Origin of the sequence: Amycolatopsis nivea (assembly GCF_004522235.1) — a bacterium.
Taxonomy (GTDB): domain Bacteria; phylum Actinomycetota; class Actinomycetes; order Mycobacteriales; family Pseudonocardiaceae; genus Amycolatopsis; species Amycolatopsis nivea.
Genome location: NZ_SDLT01000002.1, coordinates 370,322 through 393,022, shown reverse-complemented (window position 1 = coordinate 393,022; position 22,701 = coordinate 370,322). Strand labels below are relative to the sequence as shown.

General features: G+C 70.3%; 18 protein-coding genes and 1 pseudogene. 8 read left to right on the top strand and 11 right to left on the bottom strand.

The window, feature by feature from the left end; translation table 11 throughout:
- Positions 1-73: 73 nt before the first annotated feature.
- Both EIZ44_RS04030 and EIZ44_RS04025 read right to left on the bottom strand, forming a co-directional pair.
- Positions 74-931: an SAM-dependent methyltransferase gene (locus EIZ44_RS04030; protein WP_134727751.1), complete on the bottom strand. Its 858-nt coding sequence runs from the start codon at positions 929-931 to the stop codon at positions 74-76.
- Between the two features lie 107 nt (positions 932-1,038).
- On the bottom strand, positions 1,039-1,677 hold the full coding sequence (locus tag EIZ44_RS04025; protein ID WP_134727750.1) for an HAD family hydrolase: 639 nt from the start codon (positions 1,675-1,677) through the stop codon (positions 1,039-1,041).
- Positions 1,678-1,762: 85 nt separating this feature from the next.
- On the opposite strand from EIZ44_RS04025, the gene EIZ44_RS04020 reads away from it, so the two are divergent.
- From EIZ44_RS04020 to EIZ44_RS03995, 6 genes are all read left to right on the top strand, one after another.
- Positions 1,763-2,248: a MarR family winged helix-turn-helix transcriptional regulator gene (locus EIZ44_RS04020; protein ID WP_037809053.1), complete on the top strand. Its 486-nt coding sequence runs from the start codon at positions 1,763-1,765 to the stop codon at positions 2,246-2,248.
- On the top strand, positions 2,245-3,465 hold the full coding sequence (locus EIZ44_RS04015) for an MFS transporter (protein WP_134727749.1): 1,221 nt from the start codon (positions 2,245-2,247) through the stop codon (positions 3,463-3,465). Before EIZ44_RS04020 ends, EIZ44_RS04015 begins: the two co-directional genes overlap by 4 nt.
- 160 nt (positions 3,466-3,625) lie before the next feature.
- On the top strand, positions 3,626-5,707 hold the full coding sequence (locus tag EIZ44_RS04010; protein WP_167753957.1) for a PhoX family protein: 2,082 nt from the start codon (positions 3,626-3,628) through the stop codon (positions 5,705-5,707).
- Between the two features lie 54 nt (positions 5,708-5,761).
- Positions 5,762-7,159: a DUF7850 domain-containing protein gene (locus tag EIZ44_RS04005; protein ID WP_051728650.1), complete on the top strand. Its 1,398-nt coding sequence runs from the start codon at positions 5,762-5,764 to the stop codon at positions 7,157-7,159.
- Between the two features lie 79 nt (positions 7,160-7,238).
- Positions 7,239-8,921 (top strand): arabinofuranosyltransferase AftB family protein, encoded by a 1,683-nt coding sequence (locus tag EIZ44_RS04000; protein ID WP_134727748.1) that lies wholly within the window; start codon positions 7,239-7,241, stop codon positions 8,919-8,921.
- A 52-nt stretch (positions 8,922-8,973) separates the two neighbouring features.
- Positions 8,974-9,651 carry an SDR family oxidoreductase gene (locus EIZ44_RS03995; RefSeq protein WP_037809047.1) on the top strand — a complete coding sequence of 226 codons (678 nt, stop codon included), beginning with the start codon at positions 8,974-8,976 and terminating at the stop codon, positions 9,649-9,651.
- A gap of 2 nt (positions 9,652-9,653) precedes the next feature.
- Here EIZ44_RS03995 and EIZ44_RS03990 read toward each other — a convergent pair whose 3' ends face one another.
- Genes EIZ44_RS03990 through EIZ44_RS03980 form a run of 3 tightly spaced genes read right to left on the bottom strand, consistent with a single transcriptional unit; the run spans position 9,654 to position 13,444 of the window.
- Positions 9,654-10,961 (bottom strand): amidohydrolase family protein, encoded by a 1,308-nt coding sequence (locus tag EIZ44_RS03990; protein WP_043831723.1) that lies wholly within the window; start codon positions 10,959-10,961, stop codon positions 9,654-9,656.
- A gap of 30 nt (positions 10,962-10,991) precedes the next feature.
- The gene (locus EIZ44_RS03985; RefSeq protein ID WP_043831721.1) at positions 10,992-11,645 is read right to left on the bottom strand and encodes a response regulator; all 654 of its coding nucleotides are present in this window, start codon (positions 11,643-11,645) and stop codon (positions 10,992-10,994) included.
- Positions 11,642-13,444 (bottom strand): sensor histidine kinase, encoded by a 1,803-nt coding sequence (locus EIZ44_RS03980; RefSeq protein ID WP_043831719.1) that lies wholly within the window; start codon positions 13,442-13,444, stop codon positions 11,642-11,644. The genes EIZ44_RS03985 and EIZ44_RS03980 overlap by 4 nt, the downstream gene beginning before the upstream one ends.
- A gap of 187 nt (positions 13,445-13,631) precedes the next feature.
- Here EIZ44_RS03980 and EIZ44_RS03975 point away from each other — a divergent pair, with 187 nt between their 5' ends.
- Both EIZ44_RS03975 and EIZ44_RS03970 read left to right on the top strand, forming a co-directional pair.
- Entirely contained in the window at positions 13,632-14,327 is a 696-nt protein-coding gene (locus EIZ44_RS03975) for an ABC transporter ATP-binding protein (protein WP_037809043.1), read from the top strand.
- Positions 14,324-16,594, top strand: coding sequence for an FtsX-like permease family protein (locus EIZ44_RS03970; protein ID WP_134727747.1), 2,271 nt, complete (start codon positions 14,324-14,326; stop codon positions 16,592-16,594). The genes EIZ44_RS03975 and EIZ44_RS03970 overlap by 4 nt, the downstream gene beginning before the upstream one ends.
- Before the next feature lie 1,139 nt (positions 16,595-17,733).
- On the opposite strand, the gene trmB is transcribed toward EIZ44_RS03970, so the two are convergent.
- The 6 genes and pseudogenes from trmB to EIZ44_RS03940 all read right to left on the bottom strand — a co-directional run bounded on the left by trmB (position 17,734) and on the right by EIZ44_RS03940 (position 22,689).
- Positions 17,734-18,441 (bottom strand): tRNA (guanosine(46)-N7)-methyltransferase TrmB, encoded by a 708-nt coding sequence (trmB, locus tag EIZ44_RS03965; protein WP_081684824.1) that lies wholly within the window; start codon positions 18,439-18,441, stop codon positions 17,734-17,736.
- Between the two features lie 20 nt (positions 18,442-18,461).
- A pseudogene (locus EIZ44_RS03960) lies at positions 18,462-18,956 on the bottom strand (hypothetical protein).
- Positions 18,957-19,174: 218 nt separating this feature from the next.
- Positions 19,175-19,918, bottom strand: a complete 744-nt coding sequence (locus EIZ44_RS03955) for an ABC transporter permease (RefSeq protein WP_043831715.1) — start codon at positions 19,916-19,918, stop codon at positions 19,175-19,177.
- Entirely contained in the window at positions 19,915-20,823 is a 909-nt protein-coding gene (locus EIZ44_RS03950; protein ID WP_037809036.1) for an ABC transporter ATP-binding protein, read from the bottom strand. The genes EIZ44_RS03955 and EIZ44_RS03950 overlap by 4 nt, the downstream gene beginning before the upstream one ends.
- 155 nt (positions 20,824-20,978) lie before the next feature.
- A complete protein-coding gene (locus EIZ44_RS03945) occupies positions 20,979-21,725 on the bottom strand; it encodes an ABC transporter permease (RefSeq protein ID WP_037809034.1) in 747 nt (248 codons plus the stop codon).
- Positions 21,726-21,753: 28 nt separating this feature from the next.
- Complete coding sequence (locus EIZ44_RS03940) at positions 21,754-22,689, bottom strand: ABC transporter ATP-binding protein (RefSeq protein ID WP_134727746.1); 936 nt, start codon at positions 22,687-22,689, stop codon at positions 21,754-21,756.
- Positions 22,690-22,701: the final 12 nt, after the last annotated feature.

Genomic DNA, 22,701 nt, shown 5'->3' with positions numbered 1-22,701 from the left:
CCTGCCAAACCCGCCCGAACACAACCCATTAGGACTCCTTGCGGGAATGCCTGCAGGGAGTCCTTCTCGGCGTTTAGGGCAGGTCGGCGGTGACCAGTTCGGTTTTGGTCATGGCGTCGCCGAGCGGGTCGGGCAGGTGCTTGCCGTAACTGGCGGCGAGATCGCCCGCGCGGTCGACGGTCGTCTGCCAGCCTTGCCGGACGAGCCATTCGACCGGGTTGCGGCGCGGTTCGGTCGAAAGCACGTCGTTCACGTCGAGGCCCAGCCGCGCTCCCGCGTCCGACGACCGGATGGTGTCGAGGATGTCGGTGCTGCCGAGGTCGGGGATGTGCTCGATGCCGATCCGGCTGCCCGGCGCGCTGCGGGCGTGCACGAGGTCGAACAGCAGCTCCTCCGCCCGCGGGGGCAGGTACGGCAGCAATCCCTCGGCGATCCACACTGCCGGGCGGCCGCGGTCGAATCCGGCGTTTTCCAAGGCAGCGGGCCAGTCCTCGCGCAGGTCGGCTCCGATCGCGTGCCGGCGGCAGCGCGGGGTCGCGCCGAGTCCGTCCAGGACGTCCTGTTTGAACGCGAGCACCCGCGGCTGGTCCACCTCGAAGACGTCGCGGCCGGACAGGTCCAGCCGGTAGGCGCGGGCGTCGAGCCCGGCCGCGAGGATCACGACCTGCGGTGCGTCCGTGCCGGTGACCACCTCGTCGAAGAACCGGGACCGCACCGCCAGGTAAGCGGCCATCGCCATCCAGAGCGCGTCGTCGACCGGTTCGACCGGCATCGGCCGCGGCGGGTTCGCGGCGCGGACGAACTCCGCCGCATACGGGTCTTCGATCAGCGGATCCGGGGACACCGTCGCGATCGCCCGGCCCGCCGCGACCCCGAGCGCGGTCAGTCCGACGCTGCTGACGATGTCCCAATCCTGGTCCGGTGCAGCCATTTCCACCCCTTGTGCCGATCTTGTTGGCAGGCGTTCAGGATGGCACTGCGCGACCGGGCGGATACCGGCTGCGACCGATTTGGGGTTATTTGCCGCTGTGGGCTGCGTCACCCACGGAGCGCGGCGGGCAGCGCGGCCAGATTCGGCAGGACTGTGGCGTCCCGCAGTGCCTCCGGGTCCGGCGGGAAATGCGGGTTCGGCACCGCGAACACCTTCATGTCCGCCGCGAACGCCGCGCGCAGGCCGTTGGTCGAGTCCTCGACCGCGGCGCAGCGGGACGCTTCGACGTTCAGCAGCATCGCCGCGCGCAGGTAGACGTCCGGCGCCGGCTTGCCCGCGGCCACTTCCTCGCTCGACACCGCGACCGGGACCAGCGACGTCAGGTCGCACGCGGTCAGGAACGAGTGGATCAGCACCGGCGGCGACGAGCTGGCGATCGCGACCGGCCAGTGCCGGGAGATTTCGCGGACGACCTGGTCCGCGCCGTCGATCACCGGCGGCCGGTCGGCGTAGCGGGCGGCCATCTCGTCGATCACGGTGCGCGCGATCTCGTCCGGGGTGAGCCGCGCGCCCAGGGTTTCCACCAGGTAGTTCGCCCATTCCGGCGTGCTCATCCCCTGCTGGGCGCGGGTCGCCTCGGGCCGCCAGGTCCCGCCGTGCTCGGCGACTACCGCGCGGCGCACCTCGTCCCACGTCGTCTCGGAGTCCACCAGTACGCCGTCGAGGTCGAAGATCACCGCATCCACTGGTCCAGCCTAGGGGTCCTGGACTGGACCACCTTGTGAGCCGAATTACTTCGCTACCCTAACTACTTTTTGTTAGCCTAGCTAAGTGACTTCCTCGATGGGCGATCTGGCGCACCGGCTGCGGCCGGTGGTGTTCCGGCTGTACTACCTGGTGCGCCGCGAATCCGCGCAGCTGCTGACCCTGACCCAGGGGTCGGTGCTGTCGGAGCTGGTCGGCCGGGGACCGAGCCGGATGAGCAGGCTCTCGAGCCTCGAGCGCGTGCGGATGCCGTCGATGACCGACGTCGTGCGCAGGCTCGAACGGCTCGGCATGGTGACCCGCCGTCCCGATCCCGACGACGGGCGCGCCGTGCTCGTGGAAGCCACCCCGGAAGGCGAGCGGTTCTACGCCGAGATGATCGCGGGCCGGGAGGCGGAGCTGCGGGCGCGGCTCGACCGGCTCGACCCGGACGAGCGCGCCGCCATCGACGCCGCGCTCCCCGCGCTCACCAAGCTGATCGCCGACTTCCACCGTGACGACCCCGCCGCGGAACTCGCTGTTATGTCTGAAGGAGGAACTGATCCGCGATGAACGCTGAGCACCACTCGAGCCTGCTGGACGCGGTCAAGGGCCAGCCCAAACAGGTGTGGATCACCGCGTTCGCCGCGGTCATCGCGTTCATGGGCATCGGCCTCGTCGACCCGATCCTGCTGTCCATCGCCAAGGGGCTGAACGCTTCGCCGTCCCAGGTCACGCTGCTGTTCACGTCGTATCTCGGCGTGCAGGTGATCGCGATGCTCTTCACCGGCGCGATGTCCGCCCGGTTCGGGGCCAAGCGGACCGTGCTGGTCGGGCTGACCCTGATCGTCGCCGCGACCGCGCTGTGCGCCGCGGCGGGTTCGATCGAACAGCTCGTCGGCCTGCGCGCGGTGTGGGGGCTGGGCAACGCCTTCTTCATCGCCACCGCCCTGTCGGTGATCGTCGGCGCGGCGACCGGCGGCCAATCCGGCGCGATCCTGCTTTACGAGGCCGCGCTCGGCGTCGGTCTCGCCGTCGGCCCGCTGCTCGGCGCGCTGCTGGGCACGATCTCGTGGCGCGGTCCGTTCCTCGGCACCGCCGTGCTGATGATCGCCGCGCTGGTGCTGTGCTCGATCTTCCTGAAGAGCGACTCGCACGAGAAACGCGAACCGATCAAGCTGCTCGACCCGATCCGCGCGCTCAAGCACCCCGGTCTGCTGCGGACGTCGATCGCCTCGGCGCTCTACACCGCCGCCTTCTTCGCGGTGCTCGCCTGGTCCCCGTTCGTGCTCGGCTGGAACGCGATCGCGGTCGGCCTGATCTTCTGCGGCTGGGGCCTGTGCGTGGCGATCGCCGGCGTGGTGCTCGCGCCGAAGATGGCCGCCCGCTTCGGCGAACGGCACGCGGCCGCGCTGGCGGTGACCGGGTACACGGTGCTGATGCTGGTGCTCGCCATCCCGAGCAAGCCGGTGGTGGTCGTCGGGATCATCGTGTCCGGGCTGGTTTCCGGGCTGCTGAACACGCTCTTCACCGGGACCGCGATGTCGATCAGCGACGCGCCGCGGCCGGTCGCGAGCGCCGGGTACAACTTCTGCCGCTGGTTCGGCGGCGCGATCGCGGCGACGCTCGTCGGGCACGTCGCCGAGTGGATGGGCTGGGAGCAGGGTCCGTTCCTGGTCGCCGCCGTGCTCTGCGTGATCGCCGCCGTGCTGCTTTCGCAGCGCGAGAAGAAGGCCGACCCGCACACCGTGCCGAAGGAGGCCGCGCTCGTCGGCGACGAGGAGTTCTGAGCCGTTTCGCGACACTCGGCGATCGCCCCCGGACTGTCTGTTCGGGGGCGATCGCCGTCTTTGCGCGAATACATCCGCCGTTAACCTTTTGGTCTGATTCAGGGGGTTTTCGCCGCATACGGTCGCCGGGTTCCCACCGAGAAGCGACCCTGGAGGCCCCGTGTCCCTGGAGCCCGGACGACTGCTGCCCTTGTTCACCGCGCATTCCGGCGGCCGGTCACCGATCACCTGCGAATACCGCTGCGGCAACGCGTGCGCGCACGAGGCCCCGAACCCGACCGGCAACGAATACTTCGGCGACATCGCCAAGGGCGTCTCGCGGCGCGGCGTGTTCAAGGCGGGCGCGGTGATGGCCGCGGCCGCGGGCGGGTTCGCCGCGCTGTCCGGCACCGCCGCCGCGGCCACGCCGGCCCAGGCCCCGGCGCCGCTGGCGAAGGGCCGCACCGTGCCCGGCACCGACTTCACGCCGGTGCCGCCGAACAAACTCGACGCCGTCAGCATCCCCGACGGGTACGCCCAGCACGTGGTGATCCGCTGGGGCGACGCGGTGGTCCCCGGCGCGCCGAAGTTCGATTTCCGCAAGCAGACCGCGGCCGCGCAGGCCAAGCAGTTCGGCTACAACAACGACTTCGTCGGCCTGATCCCGCAGGACCCGCTCGGCCTGCGCAATCTGCTGGTGGTCAACCACGAGTACACCACCGAGGTGCACCTCTTCCCGGCCGATCAGTACGACCCGGCCAACCCCACCGAGGAGCAGGTGAAGATCGCCTGGGCGGCGCACGGACTGTCGGTGCTGCAGACCCTGCGCGACCCGATCGGCGGCGCGCTGCGCACCGTTCCGAGCCCGCTCAACCGGCGGATCACGCTCGACACGATTTTCGAGGTGCGCGGTCCGGCGGCCGGTTCGAAGTACCTCAAGACGTCGGCCGACCCGTCCGGCAAGCGCGTGCGCGGCACGCAGAACAACTGCTCCGGCGGCGTCACGCCGTGGGGCACCGTGCTGTCCGGCGAGGAGAACTTCCACCAGTACTTCGCGCACGCGGACAAGGTGTCCGACCCGGCGCAGGCCGCGCGGCTCAAGCGGTACGCGATCGGCACCGGCGAGAGCACGCGCAAGTGGGAGCGCTTCGACCAGCGCTGGGACGTTTCGCGCGAGCCCAACGAGCCCAACCGGTTCGGCTGGGTCGTGGAAATCGACCCGAACGACCCGCATTCCACGCCGGTCAAGCACACCGCGCTCGGCCGGTTCAAGCACGAGGCGGCGAACGTCAAGATCACCGCGGACGGCCGGGTCGCGGTGTACTCCGGCGACGACGAGCGGTTCGAGTACATCTACAAGTTCGTCTCGAAGGGCAAGTACAAGAAGGGGCATTCCGCGCTCGCCCGGCGGCACAACTCGGCGCTGCTGGACGACGGAACCCTGTACGTCGCGAAGTTCTCCGGCGACAGCCCCGGCGAGATCGACGGTTCCGGCAAGCTGCCCGCCGACGGCGAGTTCGACGGCACCGGCGAGTGGATCCCCCTTGCCAGCGGCGACAAGTCCTTTGTGGACGGATTCACCGCGGAGGAGGTCTACGTGTTCACCCGCCAGGCCGCCGACCGCGCCGGGGCGACCAAAATGGACCGTCCGGAGGACATCGAGCCGAACCCGGTCAACGGCCGGATCTACGCCGCGCTCACCAACAACTCCGACCGCGGCGCGGCGGGCAAGGCGGGTCCGGACGAGGCGAACCCGCGCACCCGCAACAAAAACGGGCACGTTCTCGAATGGGACGAGGACCGCGGCGACTCGGCCGCGACCCGGTTCTCCTGGCGGCTGCTGCTGGTCTGCGGCGACCCGGCCACGGCCGACACCTACTTCGGCGGTTTCCCGAAGGACCAGGTCAGCCCGATCTCGTGCCCGGACAACGTGGCCTTCGACCCGCACGGCAACCTGTGGATCTCGACCGACGGCAACACCCTCGGCGCGAACGACGGCCTCTTCTCGGTCCCGGTGGCCGGACCGGAGCGCGGGCACGTGAAGCAGTTCCTGTCCGTGCCGGTCGGCGCCGAGACGTGCGGTCCGGTCGTCACCGAGAACCTCGTGCTCGTCGCGGTGCAGCACCCCGGCGAGGACGCGCCGAGTTCGGCGAACCCGACCTCGCACTGGCCGGACGGCGGAAGCTCCCAGCCGCGGCCCGCGATCGTTTCGGTCTGGAAGAAGGGCGCCTTCGGATTGCCGGGCCGGATCGGGCACCGGTAACACTTTGGGGTGTTTCTTACCGCCGATCGGGCTTGCTGGGTCTAGCTTCACCGCGTGAGGCGGGCAAGGAAAGTCGCGATCGGACGCACGGCGGGCGCGGCGGCGGGCACTGCGATGCTGGTCGGCGCGCTCGCCGTCGTCACTCCCGGGTCGGCTCCCGCCGAGGGGGCTCCGGAGTGCGGCGGCATCGCGGCCAACCCGAGCGTGGAGGACGCCGGTTCGCCCGGCGGAGCGCCGAGCGGGTACCTGTTCAGCCCCGCCGCGCCGGTTCCGCGCAGCACCCCGCCGGACCGGGTGCCGAAGCTCGTCACCAGCACCGCGCACGCGGTCGACGGGCACGTCAACGCCCAGATCCAGACGCCGGACGGCCGGGTCAGCTCGGCTGCCCAGCAGGTGAAAGCGGTGCCTGGCGGGCAATACTCGCTGTCGGTGTGGGCGGGGACGGCGCAATCCGGCCTCGGCTCGCGCGCGAGCGCGACCACCGGGCTGCGCTTCGCGGACCGCACTGGGCGCGTACTGGCGGAGAAACCGCTCGCGGTGACGCACGACGTCGCGTCTGACGGCAGGCTCGCGCAACAGCAGCTGCCGCCGTTCACCGCACCGGACGACACCGCGGCGGTCTCGTTTTTCGCCAGCACCAACCACAACTGGGTGCTGTGGGACTGCGTGCACGTGGCCCTCGCCGCGTTCGCGGTGAAGATGGAGGTGCGGAATCCGGCGGACGGAACGTGGGGCCCGTCGGCTGCCATCCCGGCCGGCGACGCCGCGCACTTCCGCATTTCCGTCTCCAACACCGGGTCCCAGCCGCTCACCGGATTGCTCGTGAAGGACCCGTGGTGCTCCGGTCTCCCCGGCGCGTTCGACCTCGCCGCCAACGCGTCGCGGGAACTCACCTGTGACCACCCGAACCTCACCGAGGACGACAACGGGCACGTGAACACTGCGAAGGTCACCGGCACCGGTCCGGGCGGCCCGCTCGCCGAGCAGAAGGCCACCGCGACGGTCACCGTCACGCCGCAGCCCGCGGTCGGCAAGATCGGCGACCGCGCGTGGAAAGACCTGAACCGCAACGGCACGCAGGACGACGACGAACCCGGCTTCCCGGAGCTGCCGGTCACGCTCAAGGACGGCGCGGGCGGCACCGTCGCCACCGCGCGCACGAACGCCGACGGCAGTTACCTGTTCGATCAGCGCAAGGACGGCACCTACCAGGTGTGCTTCGACATCTCGAAGCTGCCGGACGGGCTCACCGTCACCCAGCGCGGCGCGGGCGCACCGGGTCTGGACTCGGCCGTCGACCCGGCGACCGGCTGCACGTCGCCGTTCACCCTCGGCGGCAAGGAGCGCGAGCGGATGGACCTGGACATCGGCCTCGCCCCGCCGGCGCCGACCGTCCCGCCCGCGCCGAGCGGACCGCCGATGCCGACCGCCTCCGCCTCGGCCGACCGCTGACGGCGACCGCGCGGCGTCGCTTCCCGGCGGATGCGAGACTGTGGCTGCACGTCACGTCTCGGGGAGGTCTGGACCAATCATGACCGCGGCCGCCGGCCTGCCCGCCGACCCGCTCCCGTGGTACCGCCGCCCGATGACCTGGACGTGGGCCGCCGCCGGGGCGGTTCTCGTGCTGTACACGGTGCTCGCCTGGCAGCGCCGGTGGATGAGCGACGACGGGCTGCTCGTGCTCCGCACCGTCCGGCAGATCCTCGCCGGGAACGGTCCGGTGTTCAATGTCGGCGAGCGCGTCGAGGCGAGCACGAGTCCGTTGTGGACCTGGCTGCTCGCCGGAATCGGCACGATTCCCGGACCGCCGCTCGAATGGATCGCGGTGATCACCGGCCTGCTGTGCGCCGTCGGCGGCCTGTTCTTCGGCCTGGACGGCGCCCGTCGGCTCTACGCCGGACCGGTGGCTCCCGCCGGTGCGCTGATCGTGTGCGCGCTCCCGCCGTTCCGCGATTTCGCGACTTCCGGGCTGGAAACCGGCCTGGTGTTGCTGTGGCTCGGACTGAGCTGGTGGCTGCTGGTGCGCGGCAAAACGCCGGTCGCCACCGCGATCGTGCTCGGACTCGGCCCGCTCGTCCGGCCGGACCTGGCGTTGTTCAGCATGGTCGGCTTCGTCGCCTTGGTGCTCCTGCTCCGCCCGCGATGGCTTGCCGCACTGGGCTGGCTCGGCGCGGGAATCGCGATTCCGGTGGCGTACCAGGTGTTTCGGATGGGCTACTACGGTCTGCTCACGCCGAACACCGCGCTCGCGAAGGAAGCGGCCAACAGCGACTGGCCACGCGGCTTCGCGTATCTGGCTGACCTGATCAGCCCGTACGTGCTGTGGATTCCGTTGCTGCTGCTGGTGATCGCCGCGGTACTGGTGCGCCGGTCGCGGATCCTGTTGCTGACTCCGTTGGTCGCCGCGCTGTTGCTCGCGCTGTACGTCGTGCGCGTCGGCGGAGATTTCATGCACGGCCGGATGTTGCTGCCCGCGTTGTTCGTGCTGCTGCTTCCGGTCATGGCGATCCCGCTGACCCGGAAGACCATCGCGTTCGTCGCCGGGGTCGCCGCGTGGTCGGTAGTCGCGGGCGGCTGGCTGCGCGTGCCGTACGAAGGCACCCACCAAGCGGTGAGCGTCACTGACGAACGCGGCTACTGGGCCTGGGCGACTGGACACGAACATCCGGTGCTGGCGACGGACTACCTCGGCCAGGACATCATCCGCCACGCCGTCGACGCGGTGCAGGCGACGAAGCAGCCAGCCGTGCTCGTCTACAGCTACGGCGACGTGAAGCAGTGGTTCCGCTTCCCGACCACCCGGCCGTACGTGACCATGGCGGCCGACAGCATGGGCGCGATCAGCAACATCGTGTCGCTGGACGTGCGCATCCACGACGGCTACGGCCTGGCCAGCGACCTGGCCGCGCACTCGTCGTCGATCCCCAATGGCCGTCCTGGGCACTCGAAGTGGCTGGTCGCGGCCTGGGAAATCGCCGAAGCCGGATACGGCGACTACGCCACCGACGGCGAGATCCGGATGTTCCAGCCCGCCGAAATCGACGCCGCCCGTGTCGCGCTGCGCTGCCCCGACGTGCAGAACATCCTGGCCTCCACCCGCGAACCGCTCACCTGGAGTCGGTTTATCGACAATTTCACCGGCTCGTGGGACCGAACGGAGATCCGCTACCCGCGCGATCCGTGGGCCGCGGTCTCCTGCGCTCCGGCGAAGTGATCGCCGACTCCCCGGGCTGGCGAATCAGCGGCGGACGCCTACCGTGGCCGGTATGACCGACCTTCCGCTCGCCCTGATCACCGGTGCCTCGCGGGGCATCGGCGCGGCTATCGCGCATCAGCTCTCCCCGACGCACCGTCTTCTCCTCGGCGGCCGCGACACCGACGCACTCGCGAAAGTGGCCGAGGAACTGCCCGGTGCCGAGCCATGGCCGGTCGACCTCACCGACGCCGCTTCCCTGGAAGCCGCGGCCAGCAAGATCGACCGCCTCGACGTGCTGGTCCACTCCGCGGGCGTCGGCAAGATCGGCACGGTCGCCGACGCGCCGTCCTCGGTGTGGCGCACGAACCTGGAGGTCAACGTCATCGCGGTCGCCGAGCTGACCCGTCTGCTGCTGCCCGCCCTCCGCAACGCGAACGGCCACGTCGTGGTGATCAACTCCGGCGCGGGTTACACCGCCCGCCCCGGCTGGGGTCCTTACGCGGCAAGCAAATTCGCCGTCCGGGCCTTCACCGACTCACTCCGCGCGGAAGAGCCGGACCTGCGCGTGACGTCGGTGTTCCCCGGGCGCACCGACACCGACATGCAACGCGAGGCCCGCGCCCAGGAAGGCGGCGAGTACGAAGCCGACAAGTACCTGCGCCCGGACTCCGTGGCGACGGCCGTGCTCACCGCGGTGACCGCCACCCCAGAAGCCCACTTCACCGAGATCCAGGTCCGTCCTCGCTGAGGTCAGGCCCGCAGCCGGGCGGCGGTGTCGGCCACCGCCGCCTGGACCTCGCGGCGGTCGACCCGCGTCGGTTCGGCGTCGGCGACGACCTGCTCGCCCGCGACCCACACGTCGCGCACCCGGCGCGACCCGGCCGCCCACACGAGGTTCGCCAGCAACTGCTCGTCCGGCACGTCGAGACCGGCGGCGAAGGCCGGGTCGTCGAGGTCGACGTGCACCAGGTCGGCCCAGCGCCCCGGCTCCAGCGCGCCGAGGTCGGGGCGGCCGAGCGCTTCGGCGCCGCCGCGGGTGGCCATCAGGAAGACGTCCTTCGCGGTCACCACGGTCGAGTCGTCGTTGGCCAGCCGGGCCAGCATCGCGGTCAGCTGAAGCTCTTCCCACAGGTCGATGTCGTCGTTGGACGCCGGACCGTCGGTGCCGAGGCCGATCGCGACCCCGGCCGCCCGCAGATCCTTGATCCGCGCGATCCCCGAAGCCAGCTTCGCGTTCGACCCGGGGCAGTGCGCCATCCCGACGCCGCGGGCGGCGAAGATCGCGATGTCCTCGTCCGACAAATGCACCGAATGCGCCGCCAGCGTCCGCCCGTTGAACATCCCCAGCGAATCCAGCAGCTTCGGCACCGACCCGTGCTCCTTGCGCTGCTCCAGGTCCTCCGCGGCCGCCTCGGCCACGTGAATCTGCACCAGCGCCCCTCGGGCCGCCGCGGATTCCGCGGTAGCGCGCAGGCCGTCCGGGTTCAGCATGTACGCCGAATGCGGCCCGTAGCCCAGCTCGATCCGCTCGCCGGGACCGAACCGCAGCCCGTCGGCGTCGATCCACCGGTCGATCGCCGCGAGCGTCGTGCGCCAGTCCAGCCCGGGCAGTTCGATCACCGGCGGCGCGACGAGCACCCGGCCGCCGGTCGTGAGCACCGCGTCGACGAGCTGCTCGCCCTCGAAATACATTTCCGCGCTGGTCGTCACGCCGTGCCGGAGCATTTCGACCGAGCCGAGCAGCATGCCGGTGCGCACGTCCGCGGGCTTCAGCTTCGCCTCGGTCGGCCAGATGATCTCGCGCAGCCAGCGCAGCAGCGGCAGGTCGCCGCCCATGCCGCGCAGCAGCGTCATCGGGCTGTGCGCGTGCGAGTTCACCAAGCCGGGCAACAGGATTCCGGTCAGCCGGGTCACCTCGCCGGCGAACTCCGGCGCGGTCGAAGCCGGTCCGACGAACGAAATCCGGCCCTCGTCGTCGACATCGACGACGGCGTCGCGGAGCAGCGAGCAGGACGGGTCGGCGGGCAGAACAACCGGGGCGTGGAATCGACGCGACATAACGAGATAGTACGGGCGTCCCAGTAGCGGTTAATCGACTACGCCGCTACGCCAGGCCCAAGCCGCGATTTCCACTCGGTTGCGCGCGCCGACTTTGCCCTGCACCGAAGCCAAATGCGTCTTGACCGTCGACAGCGACAGGAACAGCTCGGCGCCGATCTCGGTGTTGGTGAGCCCGCGGGCGGCCGCCTTCACCACGTCCAGTTCGCGCGCGGTCAGCGGCTCCGACGGCGCCGGGGCCTCGCGCTTGGCGGTGGTCCCGCCGTCGAAATGCTTCAGCAGCCGCACGGTGATCTGCGGAGACACCAGCGCGTCGCCGCGGTCGGCCGCGCGCACCGCCTCGATCAGCAGGGCCGGTCCGGCGTCCTTGAGCAGGAAGCCGCTCGCGCCGTTGCGCAGCGCGGTGTGCACGTATTCGTCGAGGTCGAAGGTGGTGACCACGACGACCTTCAGCGGGTCGGCGACGTCCGGGCCGGCCAGCTGGCGGGTGACCTCCAGCCCGTCCAGGCCCGGCATGCGGATGTCCAGCAGGCAGACGTCCGGCCGCAGTTCGCGCGCCTTGGCGACCGCGGAGACGCCGTCCGGCACGTCCGCGACCACCTCGATGTCGTCCTGGGCGTCCAGGATCATGCGGAAGCCCATCCGCACCATTTCCTGGTCGTCCGCGATCAGTACCCGGATCACCTGTCTGTCTCCCCGTTCGCCTCGAGCGGCAGCCACGCTTCGACCCGCCAGCCGCCGCTGCGCTCGCGGCCTGCGGAAAGCCTGCCGTGCAGCAACGCGACGCGTTCGCGCATGCCGACCAGACCGTATCCGCCCGACCCGCCAGCCGGACGGTGAGTCTGCCCGGTGCCGTTGTCAGTCACCCGCAAGTGCAGTTCGCCGTCGACGACCTCGGCCAGCACGAGCGCCTCGGTGGCGTCCGAGGCGTGCTTGCCGACGTTGGTGAGCGACTCCTGGATCAGCCGCAGCGCGGACCGGCCGACCTCGTGCGGCAGGTCCGCCGGAAGGTCGAGCCGCAGCTGCGTCGGGATGCCGTGGTTGCCCGCGTCGACGAGTTTGCGCAGGTCGGCGGCCAGGTCCGTGGTCGCCTGCTCGTTGAACTCGCCGGATCCGGCCTGTGCGTCGCCGCGCATGCTGCGGACCAGGCGGCGCATCGCGGCGAGCGCCTCGACGCCCGCGTTCTCGATCCGGCCCATCGCCTCCAGCGCGAGCTCCGGGTTCTTCTCCCCCATCATCCGCGCGGCCTGCGCCTGCACGACGATGCCGGTCACGTGGTGCGCGACGACGTCGTGCAGTTCCCTGGCCAGCGCCATCCGCTCGGACGTCTGCGCGTCGGTGACCGCCGATTTCACCACCTGCGCGCGCTCGGAATCGCGCGAACGCAGGTAGAGGCCGATCGCGATGGCGATGCCGAGCAGCAGGACCGCGACAGTGGCGAGCATCCCGAGCGTGATCGGGTCGGTGAGCAGCCGTCCGGTGCGGTACTGGCTGAAGTTCAGCACCGCGCCGACCGCGACCACGCCGGACAGCAGCACGATCCGCGGCCAGGCCCGCGCGAGCGGGACCGCCCGCACCACGTTCACCACGACGCCGAAGGCGGCCACGATCTGCGTCGGCGGGATGCCGCCGAGCAGCTGGTAGCTGTGGCTGGGGTGCAGGAACGGCGTCGCGAGCGCGGAAAGCAGCAGAAGCCCGGCCACCACCAGGATCGAATCGCGTGGTCGGCGCGGCGACAGCGTGGTCACCGCGGCGGCGCCGATCGAGCAGGCCAGCAGCGGGAACCCGCGGCTGCCGCTTTCGTAGGTGTAGCCGAATTCGATCAGCACGCCGATGCTGAGCATGCCGATCAACGGCCACTGGCCGCGCACCAGTTCGGTGAACCGGTGCATGCTGCGCAGGCGTTCCGCCGTCGCCGGATCCCGCTCGCGACGCGGGCGGCCGACCACCCCGGTGAGCACCGCCGCGACGAGGAACAGGAAACCGAAAAGCAGCGCCTGCACGATGGCGCTGCCGTAGAGCCTGCCGTCGTATTCGCGGCCGAACACCGCGGTAAGCGCGCCCATCACCAGCGCGCAGATCACCGCGAAGGCGACCCCGGGCCGGGCCCGGCGAGCGAGGAAGTAGACCATTTCGACCCCGGCCACGACCTCGGTGATGGTGAGGTTCGCCAGCACGCTGGAGTAGGTCGGGATGTGCAGATAGCGGATGGCGAAGGTGCAGAACATCAGCGTCAGCGCACCGAATACGCCCGCGACCGCCGCGCGTTTGCGGGCCCAGAACGCACACGCCGCCATCACGAAAATGCCGGGGAAAAGACCGAGATCGACGAACCTCGGGCCCACGTTGTCGAGTGCCGCGTCGGTCACGAACACGAGGTCGAACGCCAGTGCGCCGAACAACACGAGCACGGACATGTCGAGGCGGCGGGCGAGTTCGGTCGCCCGCGCGGCGAACGTTTTCGACGGCGGGGTGTGCGGCACACCGTGACGGTAGATGATCCGCGGCCTCGCGCACCTTGGCCACGTGGTTCGTCGCCATCGGCCGATCGGCCGATGGCGGGCCCGCGGGTACCGGCCGTCTGCCCGAAGTGGACACCCGCCCGGATCCGCGAAGCTGCTTTCCGTCGCAGCCGAAGACGCATGACGGAGACAGGGAGAGAGCTGGCGGATGACGAATCCACAGTGGAGCGCCGGACCGGTGTTGTCGGGACGCGGGCTGGTGAAGCGCTACGGGCAGCAGCACGCGCTGGCCGGAATCGACATCGACGTCCAGCCGGGCGAGGCGATCGCCATCGTCGGCCCGTCCGGCTCCGGCAAAACGTCGCTGCTGCACGTGCTGGCGGGCATCCTGCGCGCCGACAGCGGCGAAATCTGGTTGCAGGGACAGCGGATCGACCAGTTCGGCGAAAAGCGGCGCAGCGAACTGCGGCGCACCGAATTCGGTTTCGTGTTCCAGTCCGGAATGCTCGTGTCCGAGCTGACCGCCGAAGAGAATGTCGCACTTCCGTCGCTGCTGGCCGGCGGAACTCGTGGCGAAGCCATTGCCGCGGCACGGGAATGGCTCGGCAAACTCGGGCTCGCCGGCAAGGAAGCGCGCCGTCCCGGAGAGCTTTCCGGCGGCGAGGCCCAGCGCGTGGCGATCGCCCGCGCGCTCACCCACCGGCCGAAGGTGATCTTCGCCGACGAGCCGACCGGCGCGCTCGACACCCGCACTGGCCGCGAGACGATGGACGCGCTGCTGGCCGCCGCGCAGGCGTCCGGGGCCGCGGTGCTCGTGGTGACGCATGACCGGGAACTCGCCGAATCGATGCCGCGCACCGTGGCGATCCGCGACGGCCTGATCGCGACGAGGCTCGCGGCATGAACCCGTTCCAGCTCGCCCTGCGGGTGCTGCGCGGCGACCGGCGGACCCGCACCTCGGCGATCCTCACCGCGGTCGGCGTCGCCGTCGCGACCGGGCTCGTCCTGCTGCTGGCGACCCTGCCGTACGCCACCCAGGCGCGCGAGCAGCGGGCACTGTGGCAGAGCAGCGGCCGCTACGACTCCGGCCAGCAGAACGCCCTGCTGGTCAACTCGTCCAAGGACTACTTCGAGGGCAAGCAGGTCGCCCGCGTCGACATCGCGGTCACCGGACCAGCCGATTCGCTGCGCCTGCCGCCGGGCATCCCGCAGCTGCCTGGCCCCGGCGAGACGATCGTGTCGCCCGCGCTCGGGAGACTGCTCAACACCACCCCGGCCGACCAGCTCGGGAACCGCTTCGGCAAACCGGTCGCCGCGTTCGGCGAGGAGGCGCTGCGGTACCCGGAACAGCTCGTCGCGCTCGTCGGGCACAGCCCGCAGGAGATGCGCCCGTACGGGCACAAGGACCAGCCTGGCCAGGACGCTTTCCCGGCCACGGCCTTCCCGACCGGGCAGGGGCATCCGGACGGCCTGCTGACGGTGTTGTCCTGGGTCGGCATCATCGTGCTGCTCGTGCCGAGCCTGGTGCTCGTCGCGTCGTCCGCCCGGCTCACCGCCGCCCGCCGCGAACAACGGCTCGCCGCGATCCGCCTGGCCGGTGCGACCCCTGGCCAGGTGACCGCGATGGTCGCCGCCGAGACCGGGCTGTCCGCGGGCGTCGGCGCCTTGCTCGGCCTGCTGCTGAGCCCGGCACTGCGCGGGTTGGCCACGTTCGTGCCGTGGGACGGCGGAACCTGGCTGGCCTCGGACTTCGCCCTGCCGGTGGGACTGACCGTGCTCGCGGTGCTGCTGGTCCCGCTGCTCGTGGTGCTCGCCGGGGTGCTCGGCCTGCGCCGGGTGGTGCGCACGCCGCTGTTCGCGACCGGCGGGCACACGGTGAAGCCGTTGCGCTGGTGGCGGCTGCTCGCACTGCCCGCGGCCGGATTGTTCTTCTTCTACACCGTTTTCGGCGCACGCAGCGGGGGCAGCGGCAACCTGGTGCTGTTCGGCCTGCTGCTGGTGGTCGCCTCGGCGATGGTGGTCGGACCGTGGGTGACCTCGGCGGTCGGCGGCACGTTCGTCCGGATCTGGCGACGGCCGTCGTCGCTGCTGGCCGGACGTCGGCTGCGCAACGACCCGAAGGGTTCCTACCGAGCCTCGGCCGGGATCGTGCTCGCGGTGTTCACCGGGTCGATGGCGCTCACCCTGCTGCCGTCGATCGAATCCCTCGCCGGCGGCGGACGCCAGTACGTGGACTCGGCGCTGTACGTCGACGTCACCGCGGACCGGGCCCCTGAGGCGATCGAGCGGACCAACGCCACGCTCTCGAAGGCGGGACTGTCCGAACGCGTCATCCCGGTGGCCAGCGTCTACGTGATGCAGGGCGAGGGGAACTACCAGTCGATGCAGCGTGCATACGTCATGACCTGCGCCGACGCTGCCAAGCTGACCCGGCTGGGGATCACCGAGCGGGACTGCAAACCGGGCGTCGGCCTGTACGCCCCGTACCAACTGGACACGAACAACCTGCGAGTCGCGCGGTACGGCGGCGAGGACAGCACCGGCACCCCGCTCGGCGCGGTCAACCTGGGCACGTATCACCCGGAACGGCACAACAACTTCGGCGAATACGTGATCGACCCGTCCGCGGTGCCGGCCGGGGTCAAACCGAGCCAGGTCACCCTGGTCGTGCCGACCGCCGAGACCAACCGCGAGAGCGTGCGAACCGCACTGGTGCCCAACGCGGTCGGGGCGGAGATCGGCAGCCGCGAGCAGCACCTCTACGGACAGCAAGTGCAGCTCAGCGACCTGCGCCGGGTCACCGTGATCGGCCTCATCGCAGCAGGCATCCTCGCCGGCTGCAGCGCCGCAGTCGCGACGGCGGGATCCGTCATGGACCGCCGACGGACATTCGGCGCCCTGATGGCGGCGGGCACACCGGTCCGAGTGCTGTCCCGAGCGCTGCGAATGGAAGCCGCCCTGCCCGCGCTCGTGGCGACCATCGGCGCCGGTGTGGTGGGCGTCGCGGTCGGACTGGGGTTGTTCATGGCAACCATGGAACGGGGTTCGGTCGTGTTCAGTCCATGGATCGCCGCGCCGGTGGTGCTGGGCATCGGGGTCGCCCTGCTCGGCGCGTCGGTCTGCACGCCCGCACTGAAGCGAGTGCAAGCGGAGCCACTGGCCGACGAATAGCTGGCCGCCGCCCCTCGTCGGGGGAGGGGCGGCACCGGGGGTGAAGGAAACGAAGGGCCGTCACCGGGGATGGGAACCCGGGGGCGGCCCTTCGTCGCTTTCCTGCTGCTTGGCTCGGTGGGCTGGTTACGGCTTGCTTCGTCTGCCGAGATGACTTCGCTGCTTCGCCATTCTTGGGCGCTTCACCGCACGGCCGACGTTCGCCAGCGTCGCGTGCGTCGCTGCTTCGCCGCCGCGGGCCGTTTCGCCGCTTCGCCAGCCTCGCGTGCTTCGTGATGCTGCGGGCGTTTGCCAGCATCGCTTGCTCCGCTGCTTCGCCCGCGCGGCCTGCTTCGCTGCTTCGCCGATCTCGGGCGCTTCACCGCACAGCCGATGCTCGCCAGCGTCGCGTGCGTCGCTGCTTCGCCGCCGGGGGTCGCTTCGCCGCTTCACCAACTCGGCGCGTTTCGCCGCTTCGCCAACCTCGCGCGCTTCGCGACGTTGTTGGCGTTGCCAGCCCTGCCTGCTTCGCTAACTCGGCCCGCTTCGCGGTTCTCGGGCGCTTCGCGACGTCGCGGGCGTTTGTCCGCCGGTCTTGCTGCGCTGCTTCGCCCGCGCGGCCCGGTTCGCTGCTTCGCCGATCTCGGGCGCTTCACCACAGCCGGTGCTCGCCAGCGTCGCGTGCGTCGCTGCTTCGCCGCCGCGGGCCGTTTCGCCGCTTCACCAACTCCGCGCGTTCCGCCGCTTTGCGGTCTAGCGGTGCTTCACAACATCGCCGACGTTCGCCAGCTCCGCCCGCGCGGCCAACTTCGCCTCGCCGTCCGCCCCAATGCCGCATTGGGTGCGCTCAACGCAACGAACGCCACATTGGGTGCATGCGACGCACCCAATGTGGCATTGGGGCGCTTCGGACCCGGCCAGCCCCGCCAGCCTCAGCCCCCGCCAAGACTCGCCAGCCCTAGCCCAGCCTCGCCGGCGCCCAGCAGAAAGACCGACCCGAGCCCATCCCGGCACCCAGGTGAAGGACCGACCCGAGCCCATCCCGGCACCCAGCTGAAAGACCAGCTCGAGCCCCGCCCGCGCCCAGGTGAAAGACCAGCCCGAGCCCAGCGCAGCGCCCAGGCGAAAGACCAACCCGCCGCCAGCCCTCTCCCAACGAATCAGCGCTTCTCAAAGATCAAATCGTGCGAAACCCGCCCCTCCCGGTCCGCTCGTTGTTCGAACTTCGTCACCGGCCGCCATTCCGGCCGGGGAGCCCATCCACCAGGCTCATCCGCGTACCGGTTCCGCAGCGCAGGCTCCGCCGAGCAAACCTCCAGCATCTGCTCCGCGTAGTGCTCCCAGTCCGTCGCCATGTGGAACGTCCCACCCGGAGCCAGCCGGGACGCGATCAGCGCTACGAATTCCGGCTGCACGATCCGCCGCTTGTGGTGGCGCTTCTTCGGCCACGGGTCCGGGAAGAACAGCCGCACGCCGGACAGCGTGTCGGGCGCGACATGCGACGTCAGCAGGACCACCGCGTCACCGTGCATGAGCCGCAGGTTCGTCACTCCGAGCTTCTCCGCGCGCAGCATCAGCTGCCCTAGCCCGGGGTCGTACACCTCGGCGGCCACGTAGTTCAGCTCCGGCGCGGCGGCGGCCAGTTGCGACGTCGTCTCGCCCATGCCGGAACCGATCTCCAGCATGACCGGCGCTTCGCGGCCGAACCATGCCGTGAAGTCGACTGGTCCGGGCGGCAGTTCCGACACCGTCCGGCCGAGTCGTGGCCAGTGTTCTTCCCAGGCTCGCTGCTGGCCGACGGTCATCCGCCCGCCGCGTTTGACGTAGCTGACCACGCTGCGCAGCCGTGGCTGGTCCTCGTTTTCCACCCGGACAACATACGGGCGCGTCAGCGGACCGCTTCGAACTCCCCGAGCCGGGAGCGCAGTCCGGCTAGTCCGGCGACCGCGACCGGCTCCGGTGCGCGGGCAGAGTGCGCAGGCAAAACGTCGATCCAGCCGTCGTGCCGGTCCGTGTTCAGCACGGTCGTCGGGATGGAATGGCCGGACTTGCCGCGTTCGGACGGCATGAACTCCCAGTACCCGGATTCGCCGTCGGCCGCCTACGGGACGAACTCCCAGCCCATCCGCTTGCCGAGCAGCTGCGCCACCCGGTCTTCGATGCGGAAGCCGAGTTCGCGCGACTCGAGCCGTCCGCTCGCGACCGCGCGCAGCCACCACGGTGCGGGCAGTGCGTCGTCGGCTCCACTCGCCCGCCGGTACAGCCCGAGCACCGCGTCCTCGGGTGCGCGGTGCACCCACGCCTGGCGCAGTTCGGCGGGCCGGGTCGCGGGCAGCGCGAACCGAGGCAGTTCGATCGCCTGGGACCATTCGAGGTCCAGCATCGGCTCGAGCCGAGGGGTTGGTACCGCAGCGTTGCGGGAAACGAGATTCTGATCAACGTCCACCGTCACGGTTCACCTCCGGAGAGCTGAGACGGGGCTCTGCTGTGAATATCCGTGGCTTTCCGACAGTATGTCCGCTCCCTGTGAGAGAAGCCACACCGGTTTACGTGAATTTAATCCGATTGCCTGCCGCGCAATCGGGAATGTGCACGTGCAGGTCAGGCGTCGCGCCGATTCGCGGTGGCCACGCCCGCGGCGAACAACACCACGCTGATCGCCGCGAAATACGCGAGATAACCCCACGGTCCGAAAGGCGGCGACAGTTTCAGCGTCGTCCTGGTGAAATCGCCACCGGCGAACTGCGAGGCCGCGTAGAACGGCATCCACTGGTAAAGATCGCTGCCGATCTTGGGGATCAGCAGCACCAGGCCCTCGACCAGCTGGGTCCACACCAGCACGATCGCCAGGGCCAGCGCGGAACTGCGCAGCAGCAGTCCGACGCCGACGCCGAGCAGTCCGGTGAGCGCGAAGGTCAGGATCTGGCCGAACACGATGCGCCAGTCCGCTCCGGAGTGCAGGCTGAGGTCGGCGTCCGGGCGCACGAGATGCGCCATGCCCCACGAGCCGACGCCGGCGAGCAGGCCCAGTGCCGCGCACGTCGCGAACGCCACGGCGCCCTTGGCGAGCAGCGCGGGCGTCCGCGTCGGCACCGCCTGGAAGGTGAGCCGCAGCGTGCCCCAGTTGAAGTCGGCCGTCGCGGCGAGCACCGCGAGCACTAGCGCGACCGTGCGGCCGGTGCTCGTGGCGAGCTGGGTATTGCTCACGTCCGCGGTGATTTCGGCCCCGGAAAGCCCGAGGAACAACGCGGTGAACGCGATCGGCGCGGCCACCGCGATGAGCGCGCACCACCACGGCGCGCGGGTGCTGAAAAGCTTGATCCGTTCCGCCCGCAGCACATTCACCGCGCACCTCCACTGGTGAATTCGGCCGCCTGGCCGGTCAATTCGAGGTAGGCGTGCTCGAGCGAACCGGCCAGCGGGCTCAGCTCGTGCAGCGTGGCGCGCGCGGCGAAAGCGAGTTCGCCGATCGCGTCACTGTCCATTTCGGACACCAGGAACGCACCGGAATCCTCGGTGAAAACCGCGCGCGCTTCGGTGAGCGCGGTGCGCAGCGCGTCGGCGTGCGGCGTGCGCACCCGGACCCCGCGCGATCCGGCGCGCTCCACGAAATCGGCCATCGTGCCCTGATAGATCAGCTGGCCGCGGCCGATCACCACGAGATCCTGCGCGGTCTGCTCCATTTCCGGCAGCAGATGGCTCGACACGAACACCGTGCGGCCTTCCGCGGCGAGCCCGTGCAGCAACTGGCGGACCCAGTGCACGCCTTCCGGGTCGAGGCCGTTGACCGGTTCGTCGAACAGCAGCACCCGCGGGTCGCCGAGCAGTGCGCTCGCGATGCCGAGCCGTTGCAGCATGCCGAGCGAGAAGGTGCCCGCGCGTTTGCGTGCCACCGCGGACAGCCCGACAAGCTCCAGCACCTCGTCGGCACGCCGGTCCGGCAGCCCGTTCGTCGCGGCCAGGAAGCGCAGGTGCTGCCGGGCGGAGCGGCCCGGATGCCGCCATGTCGCGTCGAGCAGCGCGCCGACCGTCCGCAGCGGATCGGACAGCTGCCGGTACGGCTTGCCTTCGATGTGCGCGGTGCCCGCGGTGGGCGCGTCGAGCCCGAGCAACAGCCGCATCGTGGTGGATTTGCCTGCCCCGTTCGGACCGAGGAATCCGGTGACGCGACCGGCCTCCGCGGTGAATGTCAGGTCCCGCACCGCGACGGTGTCGCCGTAGGACTTGGTGAGTCCAGTCGCTTCGAGCACGCCGTCCCCCTTCTCGTGGCACCGAACTCTACCGAAACGGAAAGATCCGGGCCGCCCCCCGAATGGCGACCCGGATCTTGTTCCCCTTTTCCCTTTTTCCCCTTGTTCGGCTCCGCCGGCCCCCGCCTGACTCGCCCGAACGCCCCTGTGGGTCTTTACGCGTCGCGCTTCTTCGCGACGCCGATCGCGATGGCCAGCAGCACCACGGCCACCCCGGCGAAGTAGGCCAGCGAGCCCCACTGCGACAGGACCGCGTCCGGCATGCCCGGTCCGCGCGAGGAAGCCGAACCGCCGAGGAAGCGCTCCGCGACGTTGAACGGCATCCACTGGTGGATCTTCGGGCCGATCGTCGGGATCAGCTGCACGAGGCTTTCCACCGCCAGCACGTAGATCAGCAGCAGCGAGAGCGCGCCGGCGCTGTGCCGGATCAGCGTTCCGACGGCGACCGCGATGACCGCGGCGAAGGCGAACACCACGCCGACTCCCGCGACGTTGATCCAGTCCGCGGAGGTGTGCAGCGCCACCGAGTCCGACGGGCGGATCGCGTAGCCGAGCGCCCACGCGCCGAAGGCGGCGATCTCGCCGATCACGAGCGACAGCAGCGCGACGACGGTGGCCTTGGCGACGAGCACCGAACCCCGGTGCGGCACCGCCTGGAACGTGGTGCGGATCGTGCCGAAGCGGTACTCGGTGGTGACCGACAGCGCCGCCAGCACCATGATCACCGCGATGCCGAACTGGTGCCCGGCCTGGGTGTTGGCGACCGAGATCGTTTCCCCGCTCGGCAACGCGGTGGCCATGAGGCCGGCGAAGCCGACGGTGAGCGCGACGGCGATGAGGGCGCACCACCACGGCGACCGGGTGGTGAAGAGCTTGATGCGTTCGACCGCGAGCAAAGTCATGAGTTTTCTCTTCCCAACGAGAGTGTGGTCAGCGGATGGCCGCGGCCTGCTGCGCCTCAGCTTCGAGCCCGGTGTGGTACTCGACGGAGTCGCCGGTGATCTGCATGAAGGCTTGTTCGAGCGAGCCGGTCTGCGGGCTCAGCTCGTGCAGCACGAGGTTCGCCGAAGCGGCGATCTCGCCGATCTTCGCACTGTCCATTCCGGACACAATGAGCGCTTCGCCGGAATCGGTGACCTGTGCGCTGGCGGAGATCAGCTGCTGGCGCAGCGCCGGACGCTGCGGCGAGCGCACCTTCACGGTGTTTTCCGCGGCCCGCGCCACGAATTCCTCAGTGGTGGACTGCGCGATCAGCTGACCCTTGCCGATGACCACGAGGTCGGTCGCGGTGAGCGCCATCTCCGAAAGCAGGTGGCTCGACACGAACACGGTCCGGCCCTCGGCGGCGAGGCGCTGCATGAACTTGCGGATCCAGAGGATGCCCTCCGGGTCGAGGCCGTTCACCGGCTCGTCGAACAGCAGCACCTCCGGGTCGCCGAGCAGTGCGGCGGCGATGCCGAGCCGCTGCGACATGCCGAGCGAGAACCCGCCCGCCCGCTTGCCCGCGACGCTGGTGAGGCCGACGGTGTCGAGCACGTCCTCCACCCGCGAGGCCGGGATCCGGTTGGACCGGGCCATCCACTGCAGGTGGGCCCGCGCGGAGCGGTTGGGGTGCACCCATTTCGCGTCGAGCAGCGCACCGACCGTGCGCAGCGGGTCCTTCAGCTCGCGGTAGAGCTTCCCGCCGATCCGGACCTGGCCCGCGGTCGGGTTGTCCAGGCCGAGGATCATGCGCATGGTCGTGGACTTGCCGGCGCCGTTCGGGCCGAGGAATCCGGTGACTTTCCCCGCTGCCACGCTGAACGACAGGTTGTTCACCGCGAGCGTGCTCCCGTAACGCTTGGTGAGACCTGTTGCCTCGATCATCCCCTGCTCCCT